The organism is Isoptericola sp. NPDC057653 (assembly GCF_042799955.1).
In the GTDB taxonomy this organism is placed as follows: domain Bacteria; phylum Actinomycetota; class Actinomycetes; order Actinomycetales; family Cellulomonadaceae; genus Isoptericola.
Genome location: NZ_JBHVHP010000001.1, coordinates 298,073 through 321,964 on the forward strand (window position 1 = coordinate 298,073; position 23,892 = coordinate 321,964).

A 23,892-nucleotide genomic window follows, 5' to 3' on the forward strand; every position below is an offset into this window, starting at 1 on the left:
TCGGCTCCTCCCCCGCGCACGACGACGGCGCCGGCCCCGGTGAACCCGGGGCCGGCGCCGTCACGTCGACCGTCAGTGCTGGCGGCGGCGCCGGATCCCGACGAGGACCGCCCCGGCCGCGAGCAGCAGCACCGCGATCCCCACCCACATGACGATGTCGGCACCGGTGACCGGCAGCGAGCCGCCCCCGTGGTCGCCGCCGTCGCCCGGCGGCACGGGCGGGGCCGGCGGGGCCGGGAACACGTTGGTCACCGTGAGCTGCGCCGGGTCGGCCGCGACGGTCGCCGCGCCCGGGTCGCCGTCGCCGATCGTCGAGACCGTCGACGACGTCGCGCCGCCGTCGTCCGTCTCCGTGACCACGCACTCGGCGCCGATCGGCAGCCCCGCGTACGTGACGGTGTCGCCCGCCGCGATCTCGCGCGCCGCGCCACCCGGGACCGTGATGTCCTCGCCCTGGAACGTGCAGGCGAGGGTCACCTCGAACGGGCCCACGTCGTAGGAGCTGCCCTCGAAGTCGACCACCTTCTCCACCGCGATCGACCCGACGTCGAACGTGTTGGTCACGGTGATCACCGCCGGGTCGGCGTCCGCGCCCGGCACGACCACCTGGCCGGGGTCGCCGCCCTCGACGGTCGTGGAGACCGTCGACGACGCCGCGCCCGCGGCGTCGGTCTCGGTGACCACGCACTCCGCGCCGACGGGCAGCCCGTCGTAGGTCGCCGGTTCGTCGGGCGTCACCGTGCGGGTGGCTCCGCCCGGCACCTCGATCGCCTCACCCAGGAAGGTGCAGGTGAGCGAGACCTCGAACGGCGCGGTCACGAACTCGGCGCCGTCGCCGTCGAGCACCTTCTCCACCTGGATCGACCCGGCGTCATAGGTGTTCGTGACCGTCACCACCTGCGGCGGGGCCGGCAGCACCCGGTCCTCGTCGACCACGAACGGGCTCGGCTCGATCGTGGTCGACGTGGCGCCGCCCGTCTCGGTCTCCGTGACGGTGCAGGTCGCCCCGACCGGCAGCCCGAAGTACACCCCCGGCAGCCCCGGGCCGAACGGCCGCACCGCGCCGCCCGGGACCGGGATCTCCGCCCCCTGGAAGGTGCACGAGAGGGACGCGCGGTACGGGATGCCCTCCAGCGGGAACTGCGCGTAGAAGTCGTCGAGCTGGGCGATCAGTGCCGCGAGCTCCTCCGGCGTGACGGGCTCGTCCGGCAGCTCGGGCAGCGGCGGGATGTCGGGCATGCCGGGCGCGAAGTCCGCGGCGTCGCCGTCGACTGTCTTCTCCACCAGCACCGGGGCCGTGAGGAAGGTGTTGGTGACCGTGACGGTCACGGTGGCCGCCTCCCCGCCGTCCGCGGGCGGCACGACGACGTCCGCCGAGTTCCCGTCCACGGGCTCACCGCCGTCCACGCTCACGGACACCTCGGTGGCACCGAAGTCGTCCGTCTCCGTGACGGTGCACTCCGCGCCGACCGGCAGCCCTTCGTAGACGGCCGGCTGGCCCGGGACGAACGTCCGGACCGCGCCACCCGGGATCACGATCTCGACCGGGTCGCCGTCGCCGTCCTCGCCGTAGGTGCAGGCCAGCGTGACCTCGAACGGCCCGGGGCCGTAGAGGGCGCCGAGACCGTCGAGCTCCTTGTCCACCTCGATCGTGCCGAGGTCGAACGTGTTGGTGATGACCACCTGGGCCGGCTCGTCCGCGTCCACCGTCACGGTGTCGGGCACGACGACCGCACCGGTGGCCCCGCCGTCGTCCGTCTCCGTGATCGTGCACTCGGCGCCGACGGGCAGGTTGGCGATCTGCGCGTCGAGCGGCCCGGCGCCGCCGAGCACCACCGTGCCGTCGTAGACCGTGCCGGCCTCGCCGGGCCCGTCGCCGTCGGCGTCGTAGGTGCAGACCACCTGGATCGTGAACGGCCCCGCGCCGTAGGCGGGCCCGCCCTCGCCGTCGACCACCTTCTGCAGGTTGATCACCCCGACGTCGAAGGTGTTCTCCAGCGCGATCTCCGCGCCGGCCGTGCCGTCCTCGTCGGGCACGACCGTGACGTCGGCCGACGTGCCGTCCGTCTCGACCGGGTCCTCGCCCGGGGTCGTCACCGTGATGGTGGTGCCCGCCGCGTCGGCGGTGTTCGTCTCGGTGACGGTGCACTCGGAGTTCACCGGCAGGCCGGTGAGCTCCACGGGCGTGCCGTCCTCGTCGAGCTCCACGACCATCGGGGTGTCCGCGTCGTACCCGTCGGCGAACACCGGCTCGCCGAGGAACGTGCACTCCACGGTCGCCTCGAACGGGCCGTAGGACACCGGGTTCCCGTCCTGGTCGACGGCGTCGCTCTCGACCGACTTCGACAGCACCAGGCCGCCGAGGTCGTAGATGTTGAGGGCCGAGATGGTCGTCGGGTCCTCGTCCACGGTCTCGGAGTCGATGGTCACCGTGCCGACGACCAGCGCGGTCTCGCCATTCACCCCGGAGTCCTCGGTGATCGTGCACTCCGCGCCGTAGGGCAGGTTCGGCACCACCGTCGGCGTGCCCGGCACCACGGTGATGGGTATCGGGTCGAGCTCCTTCTCCACCCACGAGCCCGGCGCGGACGTGCACTGCACGTTGAGCTGGAACTCGTCCGGCGCGTAGGCCGCCCCGTCGCCCTCGACCAGCTTCGTCACCGCGAGCGGGCCCGACGCCGTGGCGACGCCGACCTTCTGGCCCTCTGCGGGCAGGAGGTTGTGCATCGTCCCGTCCGACCGCTGGTACGAGGCCGACACGGCAGCCGAGTTCCACGCGATCGAGCGGTCGCCCGCCGCGGGCACCTCGGGAGGTGTGGTCGAGGTGGCCTCGATGGCCACGTACTCGCCCGGCTCGAACGGCTCGTCCTCGGGGAAGGTGAGGACGAACTTGATCGCGGTGATGTCGTCGAAGACCGACACCGGCGTGTCCTCGGTGAACGGTGCCCAGCCCGTCGCCGGGTCCGTCGGGCAGATCGGCTCGTTCAGCGGGTTCTCGATGTCGTCGTTGCACAGCGCGTCGGCGGTCGTGTAGGCGAACGCGACCTCCGTGCCTGCCGGCGCGTTCACGAGCGCCGGCGGCGGGTCGGCCTTGAGGATCGCCGCCCACTGCGACCCGCGCTCGGTCCCCTCACCGGGGCGCGCGTACGAGCTCGTGTCCCCAGGCGTGGGGAACCGGTCGTAGCCGACCACCTTGGTGAACGGGTTGTTGCCGACGTTGTCGATCCGCACGCGCCAGGTCTCGTCGTGCCCCGGCGCGATGACCGGGACGCACGGGTAGGCGTAGAAGCCCGCGACGTTCGGCTGGCAGACCACCGGCGAGCCGGTGTAGTCCGGGTCGACGATGACGTCGAGCTCGTCGTCGTTCGTCGCCTTGACGAACTTCGACTGGGCGAGCACGGCGCTCTCCGTAGGACGGACGTCGGAGCTCGCCTCGCAGGCCCCGGTCTCCTCGTCGATGGTGCCCGCGGGCGGGTTGTCACCGCTCACGGCGTTCCAGCACTCGTCCCAGGGCCGGTCGCCGATGACGCCCGCGGTGTTCGCCACGCGCGTGTCCGGGGCGAGTCCCACCCGGAACCGCACCATGACGGTGATCGTGTACGTCTGGTTCGGCTCGAGCACCGAGCCGTCCGGGAACGAGAACCCGAGGCTCGCGATGTCTCCCGTCTGGTCCACCGTCACCTGCGCGGCGTCGGTCGGAAGGTCGGGGGTGCCGGGGTCCGGGTCGTCGCCGGTCAGCGCGTACGAGAACGGCTCCGCGACGTCCGCCAGCCGCAGCTGCGCACCCTGGCCGTCGGTGGGCATCGGGTCGTCGACGATCGTCGGGTCCACGATCGGCCGGTCCCCCGTGTTCTTGATCGTGATGTTCATGGGGAACACCGCGTTCGGGTTCTTGGTGCCGCCCGTGACGGTGCCGTCGAAGTCCTTGACGATCGCCACCCCGTTGGTGGCGTGCCGGTACAGGATCGACGACTCCGCCTCGTCGTCGGCGCTCACGGGCCCGATCTCGCCGGTCCCCGGGTCGACGACGAGGTCGGCGCCGGTGACCGTCCCCTGCACGGAGTTGCTCGCCACACCCGGGTCGCTCTCGCCGGGCCCGGGCGGGTTGGCCGCCAGGTCCGGCAGCACCGGGCCGCCGGAGCGCATCTCGTCACGGCGCAGGATCTCGATCGGGACCGCCTGCGTCGGGGTCGCGGGGTTCTCCCAGACGGACCCGTCCGTGCGGCTGAAGGTGAACCGCAGGCCCTGCACGTCCTCCGGATCCACCGTCGGGGGAAGCGTGAAGGTGCTCGACGGCGTGCCGGTCACCCACTGCCCGCCGGTCACCGTCACCGGGTCGGCGGAGCCCGGGTCGCCGGTGAACGTGCCGCCCACGAAGGCGTCGACCTGCACCTGCTGGATCGGCGCCGTCAGGGTGGCGCCGTCGAACCCGACGAAGTCGTACTGGTTCCAGAACTGCGGGTCGTCGTCGGTGAGCACCATCTCAACCGCGCGCGACGGACCGAGCGGCTGGCCGGTGAGCGTCATGATGACCGGCGCGTCGTCGGCGCCGCCCTGGCCGTGGTTCGGCTCGACCACCGTGTCCGGGCTGAACGACTTGCCCACGGCGATGTCGATCGCCGCCGTCTGCAGCAGCATGTCGTCGCTGTCGTTCGCGAGCCGGTCGTCCTGGCCCGGGACTCCACCCGGGTCGTTGATCGTGGCGGCCGCGCCGTTGGGCACCGGGTTCTGGTCGACGTCGATCGCGCCGTCGTCGCCGTAGACCGGATCGCCCGTGTACCGATCGGTCGCCCGGAGCTGGAGCGTGAGCTCCATCGTCCCCGTCGCGCCCGGCTCGACGAGCCCGTCGTACGCCACCTCGATGCCGACCGCGTCGGCGAGCTGCGCCGGCGTGAGCGCCTCGGCCCCTGCCTCGTCGAACGTCGCGGTCTCGCCCGCCGTGTTGGTCAGCGTCACCGTGGTCGACGTCGCCCCGTCCGGGGGGGTGAGGTCGATCGCCGTGAGCGTGAACGTGTCGAACGGGTGCGTCCCCGCGGCCGTCTGCACGGTTCCCGACCCCTGGTCCGTCGGGTCGACGAGCCGGAGCTGGTCGACCTTGGCGTTGGACGCGTTGGTGCCGGTGACGGTCACCGTGGTGCTCGGGTAGAACTGCGCGGGGGTGCCCGGCGGCGGCACGGAGATCGGTCCACCCGTCCAGTCCTTGCTCACAGTCACGTTGAGCGGCTGGTCGATGATCAGCACGTCGTCGTCGTCGGTGTCCGTGTACTCGTCGCCGTCGAACGTGCCCGTGGCGCGCGCCGTGTCGTTCACGAGCCCCGCGTCGTCGGTGTTGTAGATCGTGCCGTTCGTGGACCCGAGCGCCGGGCTGCCGTCGCTGCGCTTGGTGTCCCGCACCTGGAACGTGAGGTTCAGGTGCCGGCCGTCCGACAGCGTGGACCGCGCCACCCCGTCGCCCGCCGCGGGCTCGGTCGGGTCGTCCGGCGTCGCCGTGCGCGACGGCGACTCCGTGTAGACGATGCGCACGGAAGTCGTCGACGCCTGCTCCGCCTCGGTGAGGTCCACCGCGGGCATGCCGCCGTCGCACGGGGCGGTGGCGGTGCAGGTGGCGTTGGTCGCCTGGACCCAGGCGGTCCCGTTCCACAGCTCGACTCCGACGATCGCGTCGTACGGGATCAGCGGGTCGAGGCCGCTGTCGATCGCCGGGATGCTGACCAGGTCGAAGGCGTCGTAGAACGAGTCCGCGATCGGCGTCGTCTCCGGGTCGGCGATGTCCGAGATCACCATCGGGTCGACGCCCGAGAAGCCGTTCGTGGACCAGGTGATCTGTGCCGTCGCCTGGTCGTCGGAGCGGGCGAGGACGCTCACGGGCTGCTCGCCGAGGAAGGTCTTCTCGATGAAGTCGAGGTCGCCCTCACCGTCCACGGGGAACGGGTCCACGGTGGCGCACCCCTCGGCGGGGTCGGTCGGGCTGACCGTGCCGGACGACGCGCTGGAGGCGCCGCAGTTCTCGATCGGGTCGTCCCGGTCCGTAGGCCCGGTGTACTCGGCGACGAAGTTCGGCTGGAAGCTGGTGCCGGGCGGGAACCCGTCAGCCGTCGAGTCGTAGACGAACTGGACGCCCTCGGCGTCGTCGGGGAGGGTGCAGCTCACGGTGTCCGGCCCGGTGAACGGTCCGCAGCCCGGCGCCGGCACCCACGCGGTGCCGTTCCAGTAGTTGACCGTGAGGGTCGAGTCGGCCGGCACGTCCGTCGACCGCACGGCGGTCGGGACGAAGTTCTCGGACCATTCGTCAGGGCTGGTCGGGTCGCTCGGGTCGGAGATCACGACCTGGTCGGCGTTGGTCGTCGAACCGTCAGGGCCGAACGGCAGCAGCTGGGTGGGCAGCTGCACGATGACGCTCTGTCCCGGCACCGCGGGGATCGTCGACGGCGAGATCTGCTTGTCCGTCTCGGTGGCGAGCCGGTCCACCAGGGTGAGCAGGCCGTCCGACGCGTCGGCGGGGTCGGCGTTCGGCACCGTCGCCTCGACGGTGTTGTCGTGGGTGACGTTCTCGGGGTCCTGGTCGGGGTCGGTGTCCGCCGTGAAGGGCACCGTCGCCTCGGCGCCGGTCACGATCGTGCCCGTGTACTCGATGCTGAACCCCACCACCGTGCAGCCGGCGGGCGGGTCGGGCAGCGTGTCCGGCGCGGTCGCCGGGATGGGGTCCGTGGTGGTGCCGTCGGCGCAGGTGAACGTCACCGCCGCGGCGTCCGCGTCGGCCGGCCACTGCACGCCGGCGCCCGCGCCGTCGGTGCCCCAGCCGGTGAACGTGATCGGGTCGTCGCCCGTGAACGGGTTGTTCGTGTTCGGCGCCGGCTCCGTGATCGTCATCGAGTCCGTGGGCGTGCCCGTGTTCGTGGCGCCCAGGGTCACGGTGGTGGGGTCGCCCGCGCTCACCGTGGCCGGGTCGAAGCTCTTGCTGGCGGTCACCGAGTTGTTGGGCGGCGTGATGACGTACGTGTCGTCCGCCGTCGTCGGGTCGGACTCGTCGTCGCCGTGCGTCACGTACGACGACGCGTCGTTGGTGACCGTCGTCGGGTCGGTGAGGTCCGCGACGGCGTCGCTCTGCTGCACGTCGACCGGGATCGTGGCCGTGGCGCCGGGCTGGATGTCGCCGCTGAACGTGTAGCGCACCCCCTGCACCGTGGCGGGGTCGACGGAGTCGTCGAGCGGCTCCCACGAGTCGCCGTCCCAGTACTCCTGGGTCACCGTGTCGGCGTTCGGCGGCAGCGTGATGTCGCCGGTGCTCACGTACTCGAGGTAGGTGAAGGGGTTCGGGTCGGCCGTCGGGTCGACCGGGTCCTGGACCACCAGGGTGTCGACCGGGTCGTTCGACGTGTTCGTCGCGCCGATGGTCATCGTCGCGGCGGTACCGGGCGCCGCGAGCGCCCCCTCGGGGTCGATGGACTTGGTGGTCTCGGAGTCGAGCACGAGGTCGACATCCGGCGCGATGGTGGCGTCCGCCGAGTCCTCGGCCGCGTTGTCCGCGACGACGGTGGCGGTGTTGACGATCGGGACGCCGTTCTCGCTGTACGGGAGGTCGGGGTCGATCTGGACGGTGATGACGATGGTGGCCTGCTCGCCGTTGGTGAAGCTGGGCCACGTCGCCGTCACCACGTCGCCGTCGGTGTCGATCGTGAGGTCACCCGCGGTGCCGCTCGGCTGGTCGACGATCTCCGCGGTGACGAGCTCCAGCCCGTCGGGCAGGTCGTCCGTGAACACGGTGTTCTGGCACGGCGAACTGGGGTCGGAGCAGGAGATCTGCACCTCGTAGGTGACCTGCTGTCCCGGCGAGTACGGCCCGGGGGTGGTGGCCTCCTTGCTGATGCTCCACGTCGCCGCGGACGCCGTGGTCGCCGGGATGATCGCCCCGGCCAGGCCGAGCGCGAGCACGCCGAGGACCGACCAGCCGCGGCTGAACCGCCTGCCCTGCCGCCTCCGTGCGTGCCGTCCGCCGTGCCTCGTCGCCGCGCGACCACTAGCCATCGAAGTTCTCCCCCACCCCGGTGTCCTCACGCGCGCGCCATAAGGTGCGCGCACGCCACCTCCGAAGGTGTCAGAGATGAGGGGAGATGGCGCGGTGAACGGCGATATGTCCGGGTCCTCGGGCCGGACGCGTCGCGCGGGCTGCGGTCGCGGCGTCCCCGCTGGTGGGGCAGGGTGCTGCGTGCATCCCCGGCCACCACAGGAGGGCACCCCAGTGAGCGACGCCACGTCGGGCCGGAAGGCCCGGAAGCTGCCCCGGCCGACCCCACGCGACGTCGTCTCCGGCTTCGTCACCGGCCTGTTCTCCATCCCCGAGGGCATGGCGTACGCGACGGTCGGCGGGTTCGCCGCGCCGATGGGCCTGTGGTCGGGCGCGGTGTCGACCGTCGTCGGCTCGGTGTTCTCCCGCACGGTGCTGATGGTCACGACGCTCACCAGCGCCATCGCCCTGTCCGCCAAGAGCGTGCTCATCGACGCGGGCCTGGACCCCGGCGACCTCGGCGCGGTCGCGGCGCTCACGGTCGTCGTCGGGCTGTGGATGCTGCTGCTCGGCCTGCTGCGGCTCGGGTCGGTGATGTCGTTCGTCTCCACGGCGGTGATGACGGGCTTCACCGCCGGCATCGCGGTCCAGATCGTCGCCGGCGTGGTGAAGGACGCCACCGGGTACGAGCCGCAGTCGCACAACACGGTCGCGAAGCTCGTGGAGGCCGTGGTGCACGTGGGCGACTGGGACGGCCCGACCGTCGCCGTCGCCCTCGCGACCGTCGCCGCGTGGGCCGCGCTGAGCCTCGTGCCCCGCCTGAAGAAGACGGCGACGCTGCTCGCGCTGGTCGTCGTCACCGTCGTCGTCGCGCTGCTGGGCACGAAGGTCGAGCTCGTCTCCGACATCGCCGCGATCCCGCGCTCGCTGCCGCCGTTCACCCTGCCGGACGTGGGGTCCATGGGCGCCCTGGTCTCCGGCGGGCTCGCGATCGCGCTCGTCGCGCTGGCGCAGGCCGCGGGGATCGGCGCCGCCGTGCCGAACCCGGACGGGTCGCGCACCGACGTGTCGAAGGACTTCACCGCCCAGGGCCTCGCCAACGTGGCCGGCGGGTTCTTCGGCGCCCTCCCCACCGGCGGGTCGCTGTCCCGCACGGGCGTCGCGACGAGCGGCGGCGCGCAGACCCGCTGGGCGGGCATCTTCTCCGGCCTGTGGCTCATCGTCATCGTGCTGGCCGTGGGGCCGCTGGCCGGCTTCATCCCCATGGCCGTCATCGGCGGCCTGCTGCTCGTCATCGGCGGGGAGCTCGTCGTCGGGCGCTGGCCCGACATCGTGCTCGTGTTCCGCACGTCGTGGCTCTCCGCCGCCGCGCTGGTCGTGACGTTCGTCGCCACCACGCAGCTGCCGCTGCAGCAGGCGATCTTCCTCGGCGCCGGCCTGTCCATCGTGCTGTTCGCGGTGCAGTCGGCCAAGCGCGGCCGGATCGTCGAGCTCGCGCCCACCGGCGACGGCGGCTTCCGCGTCGCCGACGCCCCCACGACCCTGCCGAGCGGGCGCACCACCGTGCTGCACTACATGGGCTCCGGGTTCTTCGCCGAGGTGAACCGCCTCGAGGAGGAGTGGCCGCACACCGCGGACTCCCACGACGCCGCCCTCGTGATCTCGCTGCGCGGCTCCGCGGGGATCCCGTCGACGACGTTCCTCAAGTCGCTCGACCGCCTGCTGGACCGCTGGCACGACCACGGCGTCGAGGTGGTCGTGTGCGGCGTCCCCGACGCCCTGGCCCGCCGGTTCGCCACCGGCGGCGTGTCACGACGGCTGCAGGACTCCGTGGTGCCCGAGTCCGAGGTGCTCTTCGACGCCGTGCGCGAGGCCTACGACCTCGCCGAGCGGCGCCGCCGGGAGCGCGCCGCCTCGTCCTGACCCACGCACGTCGGTACCCGCCGCGCGCATTCCTTCTTCGCTTGCGACAGTGAAGCCGGGCGCCGGGCAGACCGCGCTCATGGACGGGACGAAAGGCAGCGCCGTGGCACTCGACTACACCGACCGCACCGACTTCGACAACGCCGAGCGAGGGCTCGTCGACCGGCTCGAGCCCTGCACGATCACGGACGCGACAGGGCGCGTCGTGTTCGACATGGAGCAGTACGCGTTCCTCGAGGGCGATGCGCCGGAGACGGTGCACCCGAGCCTGTGGCGCCAGGCGCAGCTCTGCGCCGTCCACGGCCTGTTCGAGGTCGCCGACGGGATCTACCAGGTGCGGGGCCTGGACATCTCGAACATGACCATCGTCGAGGGCGACACCGGCATCGTCGTCATCGACCCGCTCATCAGCGTGGAGACGGCCGCCGCCGCCCTGGCGCTGTACCGCCGCAACCGGGGCGACCGCCCGGTGACGGGACTGATCTACACCCATTCGCACGCCGACCACTTCGGCGGCGCCGGCGGGGTCCTTCCCGACGGCGCCGGAGACGTGCCGATCCTCGCCCCGGCGGGCTTCCTCGAGCACGCCGTGTCGGAGAACGTGTACGCCGGCACCGCGATGAACCGGCGCGCGTCGTACATGTACGCGGCCATCCTCGCCGCGAGCCCGACGGGCCAGCTCAGCACCGGGCTCGGGATCGCCACGTCCACCGGCACCGTCTCGCTGCTCCCGCCCACCGTGGACATCACGCGAACGGGCCAGGAGGAGGTCGTCGACGGGGTCCGCATCGTGTTCCAGATGACGCCCGGCACCGAGGCGCCGTCCGAGATGAACTTCCACTTCCCCGACCGACGTGCGCTGTGCATGGCCGAGAACGCGACGCACAACCTGCACAACCTGCTGACCCTGCGCGGTGCCCTCGTGCGCGACCCCCGCATCTGGGCGCGCTACCTCGACGAGTCGATCGAGCTGTTCGCCGACTCGTCGGACGTCGTCTTCGCGTCCCACCACTGGCCCACGTGGGGGCAGGACGAGATCGTCACATACCTCTCCCAGCAGCGGGACCTGTACGCCTACCTCCACGACCAGACCCTGCGGCTCCTCAACTCCGGCCACACCGGCGCGGAGATCGCCGAGGAGATCCGGCTTCCGGCGGTCCTCGACGACGCCTGGCACACCCGCGGGTACTACGGCTCCGTGAGCCACAACGTCAAGGCGATCTACCAGCGCTACATGGGCTGGTTCGACGGCAACCCGTCGTCCCTGTGGGCGCATCCGCCCGTCGAGGCCGCGACCCGCTACGTCGACGTCATCGGTGGCCAGGAGGCCGTCAGGGCCAAGGCCGCCGAGTACGCCGAGCGCGGCGACCTGCGGTTCGCCGCCGAGCTCCTCAAGCACGCCGTGTTCGCGGACCCTCAGGACGCCGCCGCCAAGGAGGCGCTCGCCGGGGTCTACGAACGGCTCGGCTACGGTGCCGAGAACGCCACGTGGCGCGGCTTCTACCTCTCCGGGGCGCGCGAGCTGCGCCACGGCGTCACGCCGCCCCCCATCGGTGACCTGGGGGCCGGGCTGGCCGCAGGCCTCTCGGTCGACCAGCTCTTCGACACCCTCGCGATCCGCGTGGACGGGATCAAGGCGGCACGGCAGCCCCTCGTCATCGACTGGTCGTTCACCGACACGGGCGACACGGTGCGCACCGCGCTCTCGAACGGCGCCCTGATCCAGACGAAGAACCCGACCCGCGCGGCCGACGTCGACCTCACCCTGCGCCTCACCAAGACCCAGCTGCTCGGCATCCTGGCCGGCAAGGGGCTGGACGGCGTCGACCAGGACGGCGACGCCGCCGCTCTCGACCGCCTCCTCGGCGTGCTCACCGCGTCCGACGGCGCGTTCGCCATCGTCACGCCCTGACCGCCGGCGGCAAGCTCGCCCCGGAGCCCCGCACGACCTGCGGGGCTCCGGCTCAGAGCGCGGTGATGCCGTCGCCGATCATCTTGGCGCCGATGACGAGCAGCAGGACCGCCATGATCACGGCGTTGTTCTGGACCATCCAGGTCTTCAGGCCGTCGAGGACGGCCCCGGCCCGGTCGCCCATCGCCAGGTAGATCACCAGCGGGGTCACGACGCCCAGGCTGGCGACGAGCGCGAAGACGACGGCCGCCACGACCTGGGCGTTCGTGTCCCCAGGAGCGGCCGCCGCGATGGCGGCGCCGCCGGAGACGACCAGCAGCAGGTTCTTCGGGTTGACGGCGCTGAGCAGCACCGCGAGGCCCAGCGCCTTGCCGGGCGTGAACCCGTCGATGGCCGCCATCCACTTCGGTGTCTCCGGCTCCACGCCCTCGCGCGGCCGCCCGCGCCACTGCCTCACCGCCACCAGCAGGAGCAGCAGGCCCAGCACGATCTTGACGAGCGCCGCCCACAGGGGCGTGCCCTCGTCGTCGGGCACCGCCGACCCCGCGAGTACCGCGACCAGCCCGACGACGACGAGCACCGACACGAACCAGCCGACCAGGAACGCCCCCGCGTTCGCCCTCGCGCGCTCGCTGACGAGCATCAGCACCACCGCCACGATGGGCAGCGGGCTGATCAGCACCCCCACCGCGACGGGAAGGGACTGGCCGATCGCTGCACCCACGTGGTCTCCTCAGCCGGCGTCGTCGGCGCCACGATGCGGGCCGCCGCTCAGACGGTAGGCACCCGGCAGGGAAACCGCAGGTCGAGACAGCATGTCAGCGCGTCACAGCGGGGACGGCACCCTCGCCGCGCGCACGTGGCGCTCCGGTGCCACCCTGGCGCCATGCCGAGCACACCGAAGCCAGCCGCGCCCACGATCGCCGCCCAGCAGCGGGAGCTGCTCGGCACCCTCCCCTTCTCGGACACCCAGGACTTCGAGGACGCCTCACGCGGGCTCGTCGCCCGCCGGTCGCCGAACGCGATCACGGCGGAGGACGGACGGGTCGTGTGGGACAACGACACCTACGCGTTCCTCACCGGTGACGCGCCGGACTCCGTGAACCCGAGCCTGTGGCGGCAGTCGCGGCTCGTCGCCGAGCAGGGCCTGTTCGAGGTGGTCGAGGGCATCTACCAGGTGCGCGGCTTCGACCTGTCGAACGTGACGTTCATCGAGGGCGACACGGGCGTCATCGTGCTCGACCCGCTGATCTCGACCGAGACCGCGGCCGCCGCCCTCGCCCTCTACCGCGAGCACCGCGGGGACCGCCCGGTCACGGGGATCATCTACACCCACTGCCACGTCGACCACTTCGGCGGCGTCAAGGGGGTCACCACGCAGGAGGACGTCGACGCGGGCCGCGTGCCCGTCGTCGCGCCCGCGGACTTCACGGAGCACGCCGTCGCGGAGAACGTCTACGCGGGCACCGCGATGGGCCGCCGCGCCGGCTACATGTACGGCGCCGCGCTGGCCCGAGGCCCGCAGGGCCAGGTGGGCGCCGGCCTCGGGCAGACGACGTCCACCGGCACCGTCACTCTCATCGCCCCCACCCTCGACATCACGACGACGGGGCAGGAGGAGACGGTCGACGGCGTCCGGATGGTGTTCCAGATGGCGCCCGGCACCGAGGCCCCCGCCGAGATGCTCATCTGGTTCCCCGACCGCGGCGCCCTGTGCACGGCCGAGGACGCCACCCACACGCTGCACAACCTGCTCACCCTGCGCGGCGCCGTCGTGCGCGACCCGCACGCCTGGGCCAACTACCTCACCGAGACGATCGACCTGTTCGGGGCGGACGTCGAGGCCGTCTTCGCCTCGCACCACTGGCCCACCTGGGGCAACGAGCGCATCGTGACGTTCCTGTCCGAGCAGCGCGACCTCTACGCCTACCTGCACGACCAGACGCTGCGCCTGCTCAACAAGGGGTTCACGGGCGCCGAGATCGCCGAGCAGCTGCCGCTCCCGCCGGCGTTGGAGAACGCGTGGCACGCCCGCGGCTACTACGGCTCGGTGAGCCACGACATCAAGGCGATCTACCAGCGCTACATGGGCTGGTACGACGGCAACCCGGCCCACCTGTGGCAGCACCCGCCGGAGGAGCAGGGCAAGCGCTACGTCGAGTTCATGGGCGGCGCGGACGCCGTGGTGGAGAAGGCCCGCGCGTCGTTCGACGCCGGCGACTTCCGCTGGGTGGCGGAGGTGCTGAGCCACGTCGTGTTCGCGCAGCGGGACCACGCCGGGGCGAAGGAGCTGCTCGCCGACACGTTCGAGCAGCTCGGCTACGGCGCCGAGAACGGCACGTGGCGGTCGGTGTACCTGTCGGGCGCCACCGAGCTGCGCAGCGGGAACTTCGGCACCCCGACGCAGACCGCGTCGGCGGACATCGTCGCGCACCTCTCCCCCGAGATGCTGTTCGACGCCCTCGCGATCCAGATCGACGGCCCGAGGGCGTGGGACCACCGCGTCACCGCCGACGTCGTGCTCTCCGACGCCGACGCGCGCTACCGGCTCCGCCTCGCGAACGGCGCCCTCACCTACAGCGCCAAGCCGCAGCCCGACGCCGCCGACGTCACCATCACCACCACGCGGGCCGCCCTCCCCGCGCTCGCCGGCGGCCTGGACCCGGCGCGCCTGGCCGCGGCCGGCATCGAGCTCACGGGCGACACCGCCGCCCTGGACAAGGTGCACGGCATCCTCGACCCCGGCGACCCGGACTTCGCCATCGTCACGCCGTGAGCTGAGGGTCCCTGACCCCAGGGACCACCGCCCCGGGGACGACGGGGCGGGCAGGGAGCAGCCGGTCGACGCCGACGATGAGCAGCCCGAGCACGTAGAAGGCGCCGCCGTAGACGACCAGGTTGACCCCCAGCCCGCCCCATCCGAGCGCGTCGAGGTCGATGAAGCCGTACGGGTACGCGCTGCCCGGGCTGACCTGCCCGCGCACGAGGATCGCCCCGAAGTACAGCACCGGGAACAGCATCCACAGGCCCGCGTGGCGCAGGCGCGCGCGCCGGTGGGGGTCGAGGAGCAGGAAGTCCAGCACGACGGCGACCGGCAGCGCCCGGTGCTCCACCTGGCCTTCGGTCAGGCCGAGGAAGACGGCGGGGGCGTCGGGCGACTCGGGGGCGAGCACCAGCCACGCGACGAGCCCCGTGATGGTGGCGGCCAGCGTCACCAGCCCCTTCGCCCACACGGGCGGCTGCGGGCGGCGCAGCAGGGTCACGACCGCGGCCCACCCGAACACCGCCACCGCCAGGAAGCTGGTGAGGTTGGTGAAGTAGACGAACCCCTCGACGTCGCCGTCGCGCCAGATGGCGCGCGTGCCGACGAGGCCGAGGACGACGACGAGGAGCCGGAACAGGCCGACGATCACGAACATGGGCGTCAGTGAAGCAGACGCCGCCTCCCCCGCGGCCCGACGTCCTGCCTAGAACACCAGCACCGCGACCAGCCCGCCGAGGCCGAGCAGGGCCGTGCCCGCGCACATGAGCACGATCCGGCGGCCGTGCCGCAGCCGCGGCTCGTCGGCCTCGAGGTGCAGCGCGGTGTGCCGGGCGTGCCGCTTCGCGAACCACCACAGCGGCGGCGTGAGGGCGAGGGCGACCGCCGCGGCCAGCGCGAACGACGTCGAGCCGTCCACGCCAGGAAGCGTCTGCCACGCCACGGCGCAGGCGGCCGTGAAGGACAGCAGCGTGCGCCGCCACGCGAGCGAGGTGCGCTCCACCTGCAGGCCCCGGTCGCGCTCGGGGCCGACGAGCGGCGGGTCCAGCGGCGGCTCGGCCATCGCGGTCAGTGCAGCAGCAGCGCGAGCAGCACGAGCACGCCCACGACGGTGATGGTCAGGACCAGCACGAACCCGGTGGTCGCACCCGGGAGCGGCCCGTGCTCCCGCATCGCCCGCTCGGCGCGGGCCCACTCCACCGCGGCCGCGACCGGGACGACGGCGCCGGCCACCAGGAGCACGATCGCGGCCGTGAGGCGCAGGTGCGGCTCCATCGGCAGGTCGAGCGTCTCGAGCGCGGTGCCGCCGGCGATCAGCCCCAGGGCGGTGCGCAGCCACGCGAGGATCGTGCGCTCGTTGGCGAGGGAGAACCGCGGGTCGGGCTCCGTGCCCTGCTCGTAGACCCACCGGGGGAAGCGCTCGCGACTCACGAGGCCCGAGCCTATCGACCGCCACGGGGCACGTCGCGGCGACGGCGGCGGTGACCTGGGCGTCGGCGGCGGCCGACGGGGCGGGCGTCGGGGGCGGTGGCTAGGTTCGGGCGCATGACGTCGACCCTGCGCGCGGACTTCCTGGCCCTGCACCGTCCCGGCGACCCGCTCCTGCTGCCGAACGCCTGGGACGCGGGGTCGGCGCGCATCCTCGCGACCCTCGGCTTCGCCGCCGTCGCGACGACGAGCAGCGGGTTCGCCGCGACGCTCGGCCGCCCGGACGGGGCGACCACCCGCGAGGAGACGCTCGCCCACGCCGCCGCGCTCGTGGCCGCCGTCGACGTCCCCGTGAGCGCCGACCTCGAGAACGGCTTCGCCGACTCCCCCGCCGGCGTGGCGCGCACGGTGGCCGACGCCCGCGCGGCCGGGCTCGCCGGGTGCTCGATCGAGGACGCCACCGAGCAGCCGGACCATCCGGTCCTCGACCGCGGCCTCGCCGTCGAGCGCGTGGCCGCCGCGGCCGAGGCGGCGGGCGACCTGGTGCTCACCGCCCGCTGCGAGAACCACCTGTACGGGCGCGACGACCTCGCCGACACGATCGCGCGGCTGCAGGCCTACCAGGAGGCCGGCGCCGACGTCCTCTACGCGCCCGGGCTGCGCGACGCCGCCCAGGTCGCCACCGTCTGCCGGGAGGTGGACCGGCCCGTCAACGCGTTGCTCGTCGCCGGGGGCCCGACGCCCGCGGCGCTGGCCGAGGCGGGTGTCGCGCGCCTCTCCGTCGGGGGCACGTTCGCGTGGGACGCCCTGTCCGCCCTGGTCGAGGCGGCGCGCGAGCTCCAGGCCGGCGAGATCGGCTTCCTCGACCGCACCGGCCCGGCGCGCGAGGTCATGCCGCGGGCGTTCCGGGGCTGACGCGCGGCGCCCGCCAGAGCAGCACGACGGCGACGGCGCCCGCGACGCACGGCAGGAGGCCCGCCCAGCCGAGCGCCGGCGCCAGGCCCACGTCCCCCGACGTGTCCCGGGTGAGCAGCGCCGTCAGCGCGAGGACGAGCGCGAGCGCGAACGCCGCCGTCGCGGCCCCGCGCGCCCACCGTCGGCCCGTGCGGACCGCGCGGATCGCCCACAGCCAGGCGGCGACACCGAGGACGCCGACCCCCGCCAGCAGGTACTGGTAGGCGGTGACGGCCGCCCGCACCTCGTCCGGGCCGTAGCCGGGGTAGCCGGCGCGCACGTGGTCGGCGAGCAGGTGGGTCGTGCCGTCGAGGAACGGGGCGACGGCCACGAGGACGGTGAGCGCGAGCCCCCCGACCATGACGGCGGTCGTGCGGCGCTGCGCGGGGCGGGTGGTCGTCATGAGGCCTCCTGGGTCTGGGTCGGACGGGCCTCCCGGGCGGACGTTCCGTGGGACACCCCGTGAAACCTACGGTGTAGGACACCCTCGACAGGCTAGGTTCTACGTCGTAGGTTTCGCAAGGGGAGAGGACGGACGATGACCGGGCGCGCACGCGGCACGTCGGCAGGACTGGACCGGACGAGGATCGCCGCGGCCGCCGTCGCCCTCGTCGACCGGGACGGGCTGGAGCGGTTCGGCGTGCGGCGCCTCGCCGACGAGCTCGGCGTCGACCCGATGTCCATCTACCACCACGTCAAGGGCAAGGCCGCGCTGCTGGACGCGGCCTCCGAGGCCGTGCTCGCCGAGCTCGACGTCCCCGCGGCCGGCGACCCGGCGCCGGACGTCCCGTGGCAGGACGTCGCCCGCGGCCTGGCGCACGCCTACCGCGACGCCGCCGCCCGCCACCCGCGCGTCTTTCCCCTGCTCGTCACCCGCGCGCAGACCTCGCCGGCGGCCCTCGCCGCCCTCGAGGTGCTGACCACCGCGATGCGCCGCGACGGCCTGCCCGACCGGGTGGTCGCCGACGCGCCGATGGTGCTGTTCGGGTTCCTCAACGGCCACCTGCTGGCGCGGACCGTCGAGGACCGCTCCCCCGTGCCGACCTTCGACCCCGACGAGCACCCCACGCTCGCCGCCCTCGCTCCCCGCTGGGCGGACTTCGGCTCGCCCGCCGAGCTCGACCGGATGCTCGACGCCGTGCTCGCGGGGCTGGCGCGGCAGGCCGAGGTCAGGCCGCGGGCGACCCGCTCCTGAGTCGCGGCGTGACCACGGCCAGGCGCGCGTGCACGGCGACGGCGGCCCAGCCCGCGAGCAGGACCGCCACGACGACGTCGTCGACGATCCACCCCCCTCCGAGCCGCTGCCGCAGCACGAGCGCGGGGGCGCCGAACGCGACGAGCAGCAGCGTCAGGTCTCGGGCGACGCGGGCTCCGGGGTGCGGCACGGGGTCGTCCTGCCACCGAGCCGCGCTCCCGGTCCGTGTCCCTACGGCACCAGGCGCTGCGTGATCGTCGACTCGTCCGGCCCGTGCTGCACGCGCGCGAGCGCGCCGTTCACCAGCGCGAGCTGCGGCGGCACGTGCCCGCACTCGACGTCCGCCAGCAGCGGGATCCCCAGGTCGCCCAGGGCGTCGCGGACCGCGTCGTCCTGGCCGAGGTCCCCCGTCGCGGGCGCGTGCGTGCGGCTGACGAGCACCGCGTTCGCGGCGTCGAACCAGCCCGCGTGACGCAGCGCCCACAGCGCCCGGGCGACGTCGGCGGCGCCCCACTCGAGGATGTCGAGGTAGACGACCATGCCCTCCGCCGCGTGCTCCGCGGCGAACCGCGCCACGTCGCCGTACGGGGTACCCGCGAGGAACGACACCGTCTCCATGCAGCCGCCGATCAGCCGTCCCGAGACGTCGACGGGCGCGGCCGGGTCCGCGGCGTCGAGCCGCAGCCACGGGCCCGCCGCGTCGAGCGTCCACGTCGAGACCTCGGGCTCCTTCTCGTAGTCGTCCCAGCCGCCGGAGCGGTGCCGGCGCGGCGAGCGCTGGAGCAGCTCCCCGCCGTCCTGCGCCGACGCGGCGACGTCCCACCAGCCGAGGATGCCGCCCGGGACGTCGTACGGGGTGTCCATGAGGTTCTGCCCGTGCAGCGTCGCGACCCCGGTGCGCAGCGTGAGCGGCAGCAGCAGCGTCGAGACGTCGGAGTACCCCACCAGCCACGTCGGGTCCGCGCCGAGGGCGTCCCAGTCGAGGCGGCCCAGCAGGTCGACGGCCAGCTCCCCGCCCCACGGCGGCACGACGGCGCGCACCCGAGGGTCCGTGAGCATCCCCGTCAGCTCCGCCGCCCGGACGTCCGCCGGAGCGCTGACCATCCCCTGGCCCGACGGCGTGGCGCCGACCCGCACGTCGAAACCCTTGGCCCGCACGACCTCGACGGCGTGGTCCAGCCGCCCGAGCAGCGGGGTGGGCACGCCCGACGACGGCGCGGTCACGCCGATCGTGTCGCCAGGGCGCAGGGGGCGGGGGTAGCGGATCGTCATGGCCGGACTCTGCCCGAGCCGCACGTCCCGATCAACGGGAATCCCGCTGACACCGCGCCCGCAGGCGCGGCACACTGGGCCCGTCGCACGCGCGACGCCACCACCAGGAGGAACGATGCGGTTCCCGCGCACGACGTCCGCGCTCGCCCTGCCCGCCGTCCTGACCGTCGCCCTGCTCGCCGCCGGGTGCGCCCCGACCGGCACGTCGGCGGGTGCGTCGTGCGCCGCTCCCGCCGTCGACGTCGAGGACGGTGCCCTCACCGCGGGCGGCGCCGTCCGGCTCTCCGGCACCGCCTTCGTCGAGGGCTGCGCGGACTTCCAGGGCGTCTCCGACGGAGAACCCCTCCCCGCCGAGTCGACCGCGCCGATGAGCGACCTGGCCGTGCGGTGGGTGCAGGGCACCCACGACGTCGAGCTGGCCACCGTCGACGCCGACGCGCACGGCGAGTGGTCCGCCGTCGTCGTGGTGCCGGACGACGCCGCGCCCGGCGACGCGGTGATCCGCGTCGCGCCCGCCGCCGACGTCGCGGTGACCGTCGCGCGCTGATACTCCTGCCGCCCTGTTGACCCGGCGGCTGCCCGGCGTCAGTCCACCGGGTCGCGGGAGATGGGGCAGGTCATGCAGTGCCCCCCGCCGCGGCCGCGGCCGAGCTCGGCGCCGACGATGGTGATGACCTCCACCCCGGCGCGGCGCAGGGCGGCGTTGGTGAGGGTGTTGCGGTCGTAGGTGAAGACGACTCCGGGCTCGAGGGCGACGGCGTTGTTGCCGGAGTCCCACTGCTGCCGCTCGGAGGCGTACGCGTCGCCCGCGGTCTCGACGACACGCAGCTTCGGCAGGCCGAGCGAGCGCGCCACGACGTCGACGAACGGGGTGTCGCCCTCGTCGGTGACCTCGACGCCGGGCGCCTTGTCGGACGGGCGCAGGGTGAAGGCGTGGATGCCGTCGACGATCGTCGGGTGCACGGTGACGAGGTCGCGGTCCGCGAACGTGAACACCGTGTCCAGGTGCATGGCCGCGCGCAGGCGCGGCATCCCGGCCACCACGACCTGCTGCACGTCCCCGCCGTCGAACAGCGCCTTCGCGAACTGCGTGATGCCCTGCCGCGACGTGCGCTCGCTCATCCCGACGAGCACGGTGCCGTTCCCGACGGGCATCACGTCGCCGCCCTCGATGGTGGCCTGCGCCCAGTCCTGCTCCGGGTCGCCCCACCAGACGGTCGAGTCCCGGTACTCCGGGTGGAAGGAGTAGATCGCCTTCATCAGGAGCGTCTCGTCCTTGCGCGCCGGCCAGTACAGCGGGTTGAGGGTGAGGCCGCCGTAGATCCAGCAGGTCGTGTCGCGCGTGTACAGCGTGTTGGGCAGCGGCGGCAGCAGGTACTCCGGCGTCCCCGTGGACTCGCGGGCGAGGTTCACGTAGTCGCTGCGGAAGTCCGCGGGCAGGTCGTGGGTGGACAGGCCGCCGACGAGGAACCGCGACAGCTCGCGGTCGGTCAGGGAGTCCAGGTACGCCCGGGTCCCCTCGACGAGGCCCAGCCCCACCTGGTTCGGCACCACCTTGCGGTCCAGCAGCCACGACCGCGCCTCGCCGATCGCCATCGTCTGCGCCAGCAGGTCGTGCAGCTCCACGACCTCCACGCCCCGGTTGGTCAGCTTGTTGACGAAGTCGAGGTGGTCCCGCTGCGCGGACTCCACCCACATGACGTCGTCGAACAGCAGGTCGTCCGAGTTGGTGGGGGTGAGCCGCTCGTGGGCGAGCCCGGGCGAGCAGACCAGCACCTTGCGCAGCCGGCCGACCTCCGAGTGGACGCCGTGGGCCGGGGCGGAGGGAGCGGAGGTCATGGGGAGAACCTTTCGGTCGGACGACGGACGTGCGTTAGATCGAGATCCAGCCCGCGACGAGGCCCACGACCGCGAGCACGGCGATCGCGACCACCGCGACGAACAGGGCGAGCTCGGGCGGGCTGAACACCCGGCGCCCCTGCTCGCGCCGCGTCATGACGAACAGGATCGTCGCGGGCGCGTAGAAGAGGAACGAGACCAGCACGAGGCTCAGGCCGGCGGCGAAGACGAGGAAGGCCGTGTAGACCGTCGCCAGGGCCGCGACCACCAGGTCCCCGCGCAGGGTGGACGGCGGCGCGCCGTCGTAGGTCTCGCGGGTGGCCCGCAGCTTCACCGCGTACAGCGCGGCGAGCAGGAACGGGATGAGCGTCATGACGGCGGTCATGTCGAGGGCGAAGTCGAACGCGTCCTCGGAGAAGTAGGTGAGGACCAGCACGACCGTCGACAGGGAGGTGCTGAGCAGCAGCGCGTTGACCGGCACGTCCCGGTCGGTCTGCCGCGAGAGGAAGCGCGGCATGTCGCGGTCCTTGGCGGCGACGAAGAGCACCTCGGCGGCCATGAGGGTCCACGCCAGGTAGGCGCCGAGCACGGAGATGATGAGGCCGACGCCGACGAAGACGCTGCCCCACTCCCCGACGGCCGCCTCGAGCACCCCCGCCATCGACGGCTGGCGCAGCTCGGCGATCTCGCCCATCGGCATGATCCCGTAGGACACGATCGTCACCGACGCGAAGATGGCGAAGACGCTCAGGAAGCCGAGGATCGTGGCCCGGCCGACGTCCTCGCGACGCTTCGCGTGCCGGGAGTAGACGCTGGCCCCCTCGACGCCGAGGAACACGAAGACCGTCACCAGCATGGTGCCGCGCACCTGCTCGAACAGGCTCCCCGCGTAGTCGGCGCCGCCCCAGTTCGCGGCGAACGCGCTCGGGTCGAACACGAACAGCGCCAGCAGGACGAAGACGATGATCGGGATGATCTTGGCGACGGTGACGATGCGGTTGATCGCCGTCGCCTCCTTGATGCCCCGCCGCACCAGCAGGAAGAACAGCCACAGGCCGACGGCGGAGAGCGCGAGCGCGAGCACCGTGTCCCCCGCGCCCAGGGCGGGGACCCACTGGCCCAGCGTCGACATGATGAGCACCCAGTAGGTGACGTTCCCGACGCATGCGCTGGCCCAGTAGCCCGCGGCGGCGAAGAAGCCCGTGTACTCGCCGAAGCCCGCCTTCGCGTAGGCGTAGACGCCCGCGTCGAGGTCGGGCTTGCGCATCGCGAGCCGCTGGAAGACGAACGCGAGCATCAGCATGCCCGCGCCCGCGACCACCCAGGCGATGAGGGCGCCCATGACGCCCGTCTCCTGCGCGAAGCGGCGCGGGAGCGAGAACACGCCGGCGCCGACCATCGACCCGACGACCATCGCGGTGAGGGTCAGCAGCGAGACCTTCGTGGTGGCGGAGGCGGTGCTCCCCGTGGTCGCCGTCGTGCCCTCGTGCGCCATCCTCGGTGTCCCCTCCTGGGTCGGGTGCCGCGACCGATCGTCGCACCGTCGTGGCAGGTCCGCGCGCCGAGGAGGCGGCTCAGCCGTGCGCCAGCACCTCGAGCCCGACGACGGCCAGGCCGAGCGCGACCTCGGTGAGCAGCAGCAGCCACTTCTGCCACCAGGGCAGGGCGACGACGCGCACGGCCACGTACCCGACGAGCCCCAGGCTGACGATCAGGGCGACCGTCGACGCGGTGAGCGCGCCGGCCACCGTCCACGCCCCGCGGCCGGCCAGCCAGAGGAACACCAGCGGCAGCACGACCACGCCCCCGGCGCTCGACACCACGCCGAGCATGTGGCGCCGCTCGGCCCGGGTGGGCAGGGCGCCGTGCACGACGACGTGCGACACGAAGTCGGCGAGGAAGACGGCGAGCAGCGTGCCCCCGACGGTGATGACCAGCGTGAGCGCCGCCCGGCCGGCCTCGAGCCCCTCGACGTGGCCGCGCAGGGCGAGCACCACGGCGAGCGCCGCGAAGGTGACGTAGACGCGCTCCTTGAGCCGGTCGGCGCGCTGGTCCGGGGTGAGCTGCTCGCGGCGGCGCCGACGACGCTCCCGGGCTTCGGACGCGCGGCTCATGGGGTGACGGTACGCGCCCCTTCGACGACGCGGCGCCGGGCGCGCACGGCGGACGCGACGGAGTACACCCGCTCGCCCCAGGACGCACGGCGGGCGCGGAGGCGGAACGTGGTCGCGGCGGCGGCGTCGGACACGACCTCGGCGACCCGGTCGGGGGCGCAGGCGCCGTACTTGGCGCGGTAGGCGTCGTCGAGCAGACCGTGCAGCTCGGGCTCCACCTCGGCGAGGACGACGGCGCGCTCGGCGCCGTCGACGCGCACCCGGCCGCGGCCGGCGGCGAGGCCGGCGGGCCAGCGGGCGCCGGGGGCGGAGCGGACGAAGAGGTCGCCGCCCACCTGCACGACCCAGGTCGGCAGGGCGGCCGCCCCGTCGACGACGAGCTTGACGGAGCGGGCGGCGGCGAGGGGCACGAGGTCCGGCAGGGCGGTGGCGGGGTGCGCGGCTGAGTTCACGGCGGGGGCTCCTCTCGGACCGGCGGGCCGGAGCAGC

Annotated in this window: 18 protein-coding genes; 6 read left to right on the forward strand and 12 right to left on the reverse strand. The window is 73.3% G+C overall.

All coding sequences use genetic code 11. From position 1 onward, the window contains the following. Window positions 1-72 precede the first annotated feature (72 nt). Window positions 73-7,932, reverse strand: coding sequence for a DUF5979 domain-containing protein (locus ACFU9A_RS01335; protein WP_430573460.1), 7,860 nt, complete (start codon window positions 7,930-7,932; stop codon window positions 73-75). A 307-nt stretch (window positions 7,933-8,239) separates the two neighbouring features. Here ACFU9A_RS01335 and ACFU9A_RS01340 point away from each other — a divergent pair, with 307 nt between their 5' ends. Continuing rightward, a complete protein-coding gene (locus ACFU9A_RS01340; RefSeq protein WP_430573461.1) occupies window positions 8,240-9,928 on the forward strand; it encodes a SulP family inorganic anion transporter in 1,689 nt (562 codons plus the stop codon). A gap of 103 nt (window positions 9,929-10,031) precedes the next feature. Continuing rightward, a complete protein-coding gene (locus tag ACFU9A_RS01345; RefSeq protein WP_430573462.1) occupies window positions 10,032-11,840 on the forward strand; it encodes an alkyl/aryl-sulfatase in 1,809 nt (602 codons plus the stop codon). Between the two features lie 52 nt (window positions 11,841-11,892). Here the strand turns inward: ACFU9A_RS01345 and ACFU9A_RS01350 are convergent, their stop codons facing one another. Further along, window positions 11,893-12,564 carry a GAP family protein gene (locus ACFU9A_RS01350; protein ID WP_430573463.1) on the reverse strand — a complete coding sequence of 224 codons (672 nt, stop codon included), beginning with the start codon at window positions 12,562-12,564 and terminating at the stop codon, window positions 11,893-11,895. A 162-nt stretch (window positions 12,565-12,726) separates the two neighbouring features. Here ACFU9A_RS01350 and ACFU9A_RS01355 point away from each other — a divergent pair, with 162 nt between their 5' ends. Continuing rightward, complete coding sequence (locus tag ACFU9A_RS01355; protein WP_430573464.1) at window positions 12,727-14,616, forward strand: alkyl/aryl-sulfatase; 1,890 nt, start codon at window positions 12,727-12,729, stop codon at window positions 14,614-14,616. Here the strand turns inward: ACFU9A_RS01355 and ACFU9A_RS01360 are convergent. Genes ACFU9A_RS01360 through ACFU9A_RS01370 form a run of 3 tightly spaced genes read right to left on the reverse strand, consistent with a single transcriptional unit; the run spans window position 14,606 to window position 16,032 of the window. Then, the gene (locus tag ACFU9A_RS01360; RefSeq protein ID WP_430573465.1) at window positions 14,606-15,259 is read right to left on the reverse strand and encodes a Pr6Pr family membrane protein; all 654 of its coding nucleotides are present in this window, start codon (window positions 15,257-15,259) and stop codon (window positions 14,606-14,608) included. The genes ACFU9A_RS01355 and ACFU9A_RS01360 overlap by 11 nt on opposite strands. A gap of 48 nt (window positions 15,260-15,307) precedes the next feature. Then, complete coding sequence (locus tag ACFU9A_RS01365) at window positions 15,308-15,664, reverse strand: DUF202 domain-containing protein (RefSeq protein WP_430573466.1); 357 nt, start codon at window positions 15,662-15,664, stop codon at window positions 15,308-15,310. A 5-nt stretch (window positions 15,665-15,669) separates the two neighbouring features. Further along, a complete protein-coding gene (locus ACFU9A_RS01370; protein ID WP_430573467.1) occupies window positions 15,670-16,032 on the reverse strand; it encodes a YidH family protein in 363 nt (120 codons plus the stop codon). Between the two features lie 114 nt (window positions 16,033-16,146). Between ACFU9A_RS01370 and ACFU9A_RS01375 the strand changes: the two genes are divergently transcribed. Then, complete coding sequence (locus ACFU9A_RS01375) at window positions 16,147-16,944, forward strand: isocitrate lyase/phosphoenolpyruvate mutase family protein (protein ID WP_430573468.1); 798 nt, start codon at window positions 16,147-16,149, stop codon at window positions 16,942-16,944. Here ACFU9A_RS01375 and ACFU9A_RS01380 read toward each other — a convergent pair. Further along, window positions 16,919-17,386 carry a hypothetical protein gene (locus tag ACFU9A_RS01380; RefSeq protein WP_430573469.1) on the reverse strand — a complete coding sequence of 156 codons (468 nt, stop codon included), beginning with the start codon at window positions 17,384-17,386 and terminating at the stop codon, window positions 16,919-16,921. The genes ACFU9A_RS01375 and ACFU9A_RS01380 overlap by 26 nt on opposite strands. A gap of 135 nt (window positions 17,387-17,521) precedes the next feature. Between ACFU9A_RS01380 and ACFU9A_RS01385 the strand changes: the two genes are divergently transcribed. After that, a complete protein-coding gene (locus tag ACFU9A_RS01385) occupies window positions 17,522-18,178 on the forward strand; it encodes a TetR/AcrR family transcriptional regulator (RefSeq protein WP_430573470.1) in 657 nt (218 codons plus the stop codon). Here ACFU9A_RS01385 and ACFU9A_RS01390 read toward each other — a convergent pair. Then, complete coding sequence (locus ACFU9A_RS01390) at window positions 18,153-18,368, reverse strand: hypothetical protein (RefSeq protein WP_430573471.1); 216 nt, start codon at window positions 18,366-18,368, stop codon at window positions 18,153-18,155. The two genes, ACFU9A_RS01385 and ACFU9A_RS01390, sit on opposite strands and share 26 nt — an antisense overlap. 41 nt (window positions 18,369-18,409) lie before the next feature. Then, entirely contained in the window at window positions 18,410-19,450 is a 1,041-nt protein-coding gene (locus tag ACFU9A_RS01395; RefSeq protein WP_430573472.1) for a S66 peptidase family protein, read from the reverse strand. A 115-nt stretch (window positions 19,451-19,565) separates the two neighbouring features. Between ACFU9A_RS01395 and ACFU9A_RS01400 the strand changes: the two genes are divergently transcribed. Beyond that, the gene (locus ACFU9A_RS01400) at window positions 19,566-19,997 is read left to right on the forward strand and encodes a hypothetical protein (protein WP_430573473.1); all 432 of its coding nucleotides are present in this window, start codon (window positions 19,566-19,568) and stop codon (window positions 19,995-19,997) included. A 38-nt stretch (window positions 19,998-20,035) separates the two neighbouring features. On the opposite strand, the gene ACFU9A_RS01405 is transcribed toward ACFU9A_RS01400, so the two are convergent. From ACFU9A_RS01405 to ACFU9A_RS01420, 4 genes are all read right to left on the reverse strand, one after another. Further along, complete coding sequence (locus tag ACFU9A_RS01405; RefSeq protein WP_430573474.1) at window positions 20,036-21,289, reverse strand: arginine deiminase; 1,254 nt, start codon at window positions 21,287-21,289, stop codon at window positions 20,036-20,038. A 34-nt stretch (window positions 21,290-21,323) separates the two neighbouring features. Continuing rightward, window positions 21,324-22,784 (reverse strand): basic amino acid/polyamine antiporter, encoded by a 1,461-nt coding sequence (locus ACFU9A_RS01410; protein ID WP_430573475.1) that lies wholly within the window; start codon window positions 22,782-22,784, stop codon window positions 21,324-21,326. Between the two features lie 79 nt (window positions 22,785-22,863). Further along, on the reverse strand, window positions 22,864-23,403 hold the full coding sequence (locus ACFU9A_RS01415; RefSeq protein WP_430573476.1) for a hypothetical protein: 540 nt from the start codon (window positions 23,401-23,403) through the stop codon (window positions 22,864-22,866). Continuing rightward, window positions 23,400-23,855 carry a DUF2255 family protein gene (locus tag ACFU9A_RS01420; RefSeq protein WP_430573477.1) on the reverse strand — a complete coding sequence of 152 codons (456 nt, stop codon included), beginning with the start codon at window positions 23,853-23,855 and terminating at the stop codon, window positions 23,400-23,402. The genes ACFU9A_RS01415 and ACFU9A_RS01420 overlap by 4 nt, the downstream gene beginning before the upstream one ends. Window positions 23,856-23,892 lie beyond the last annotated feature (37 nt).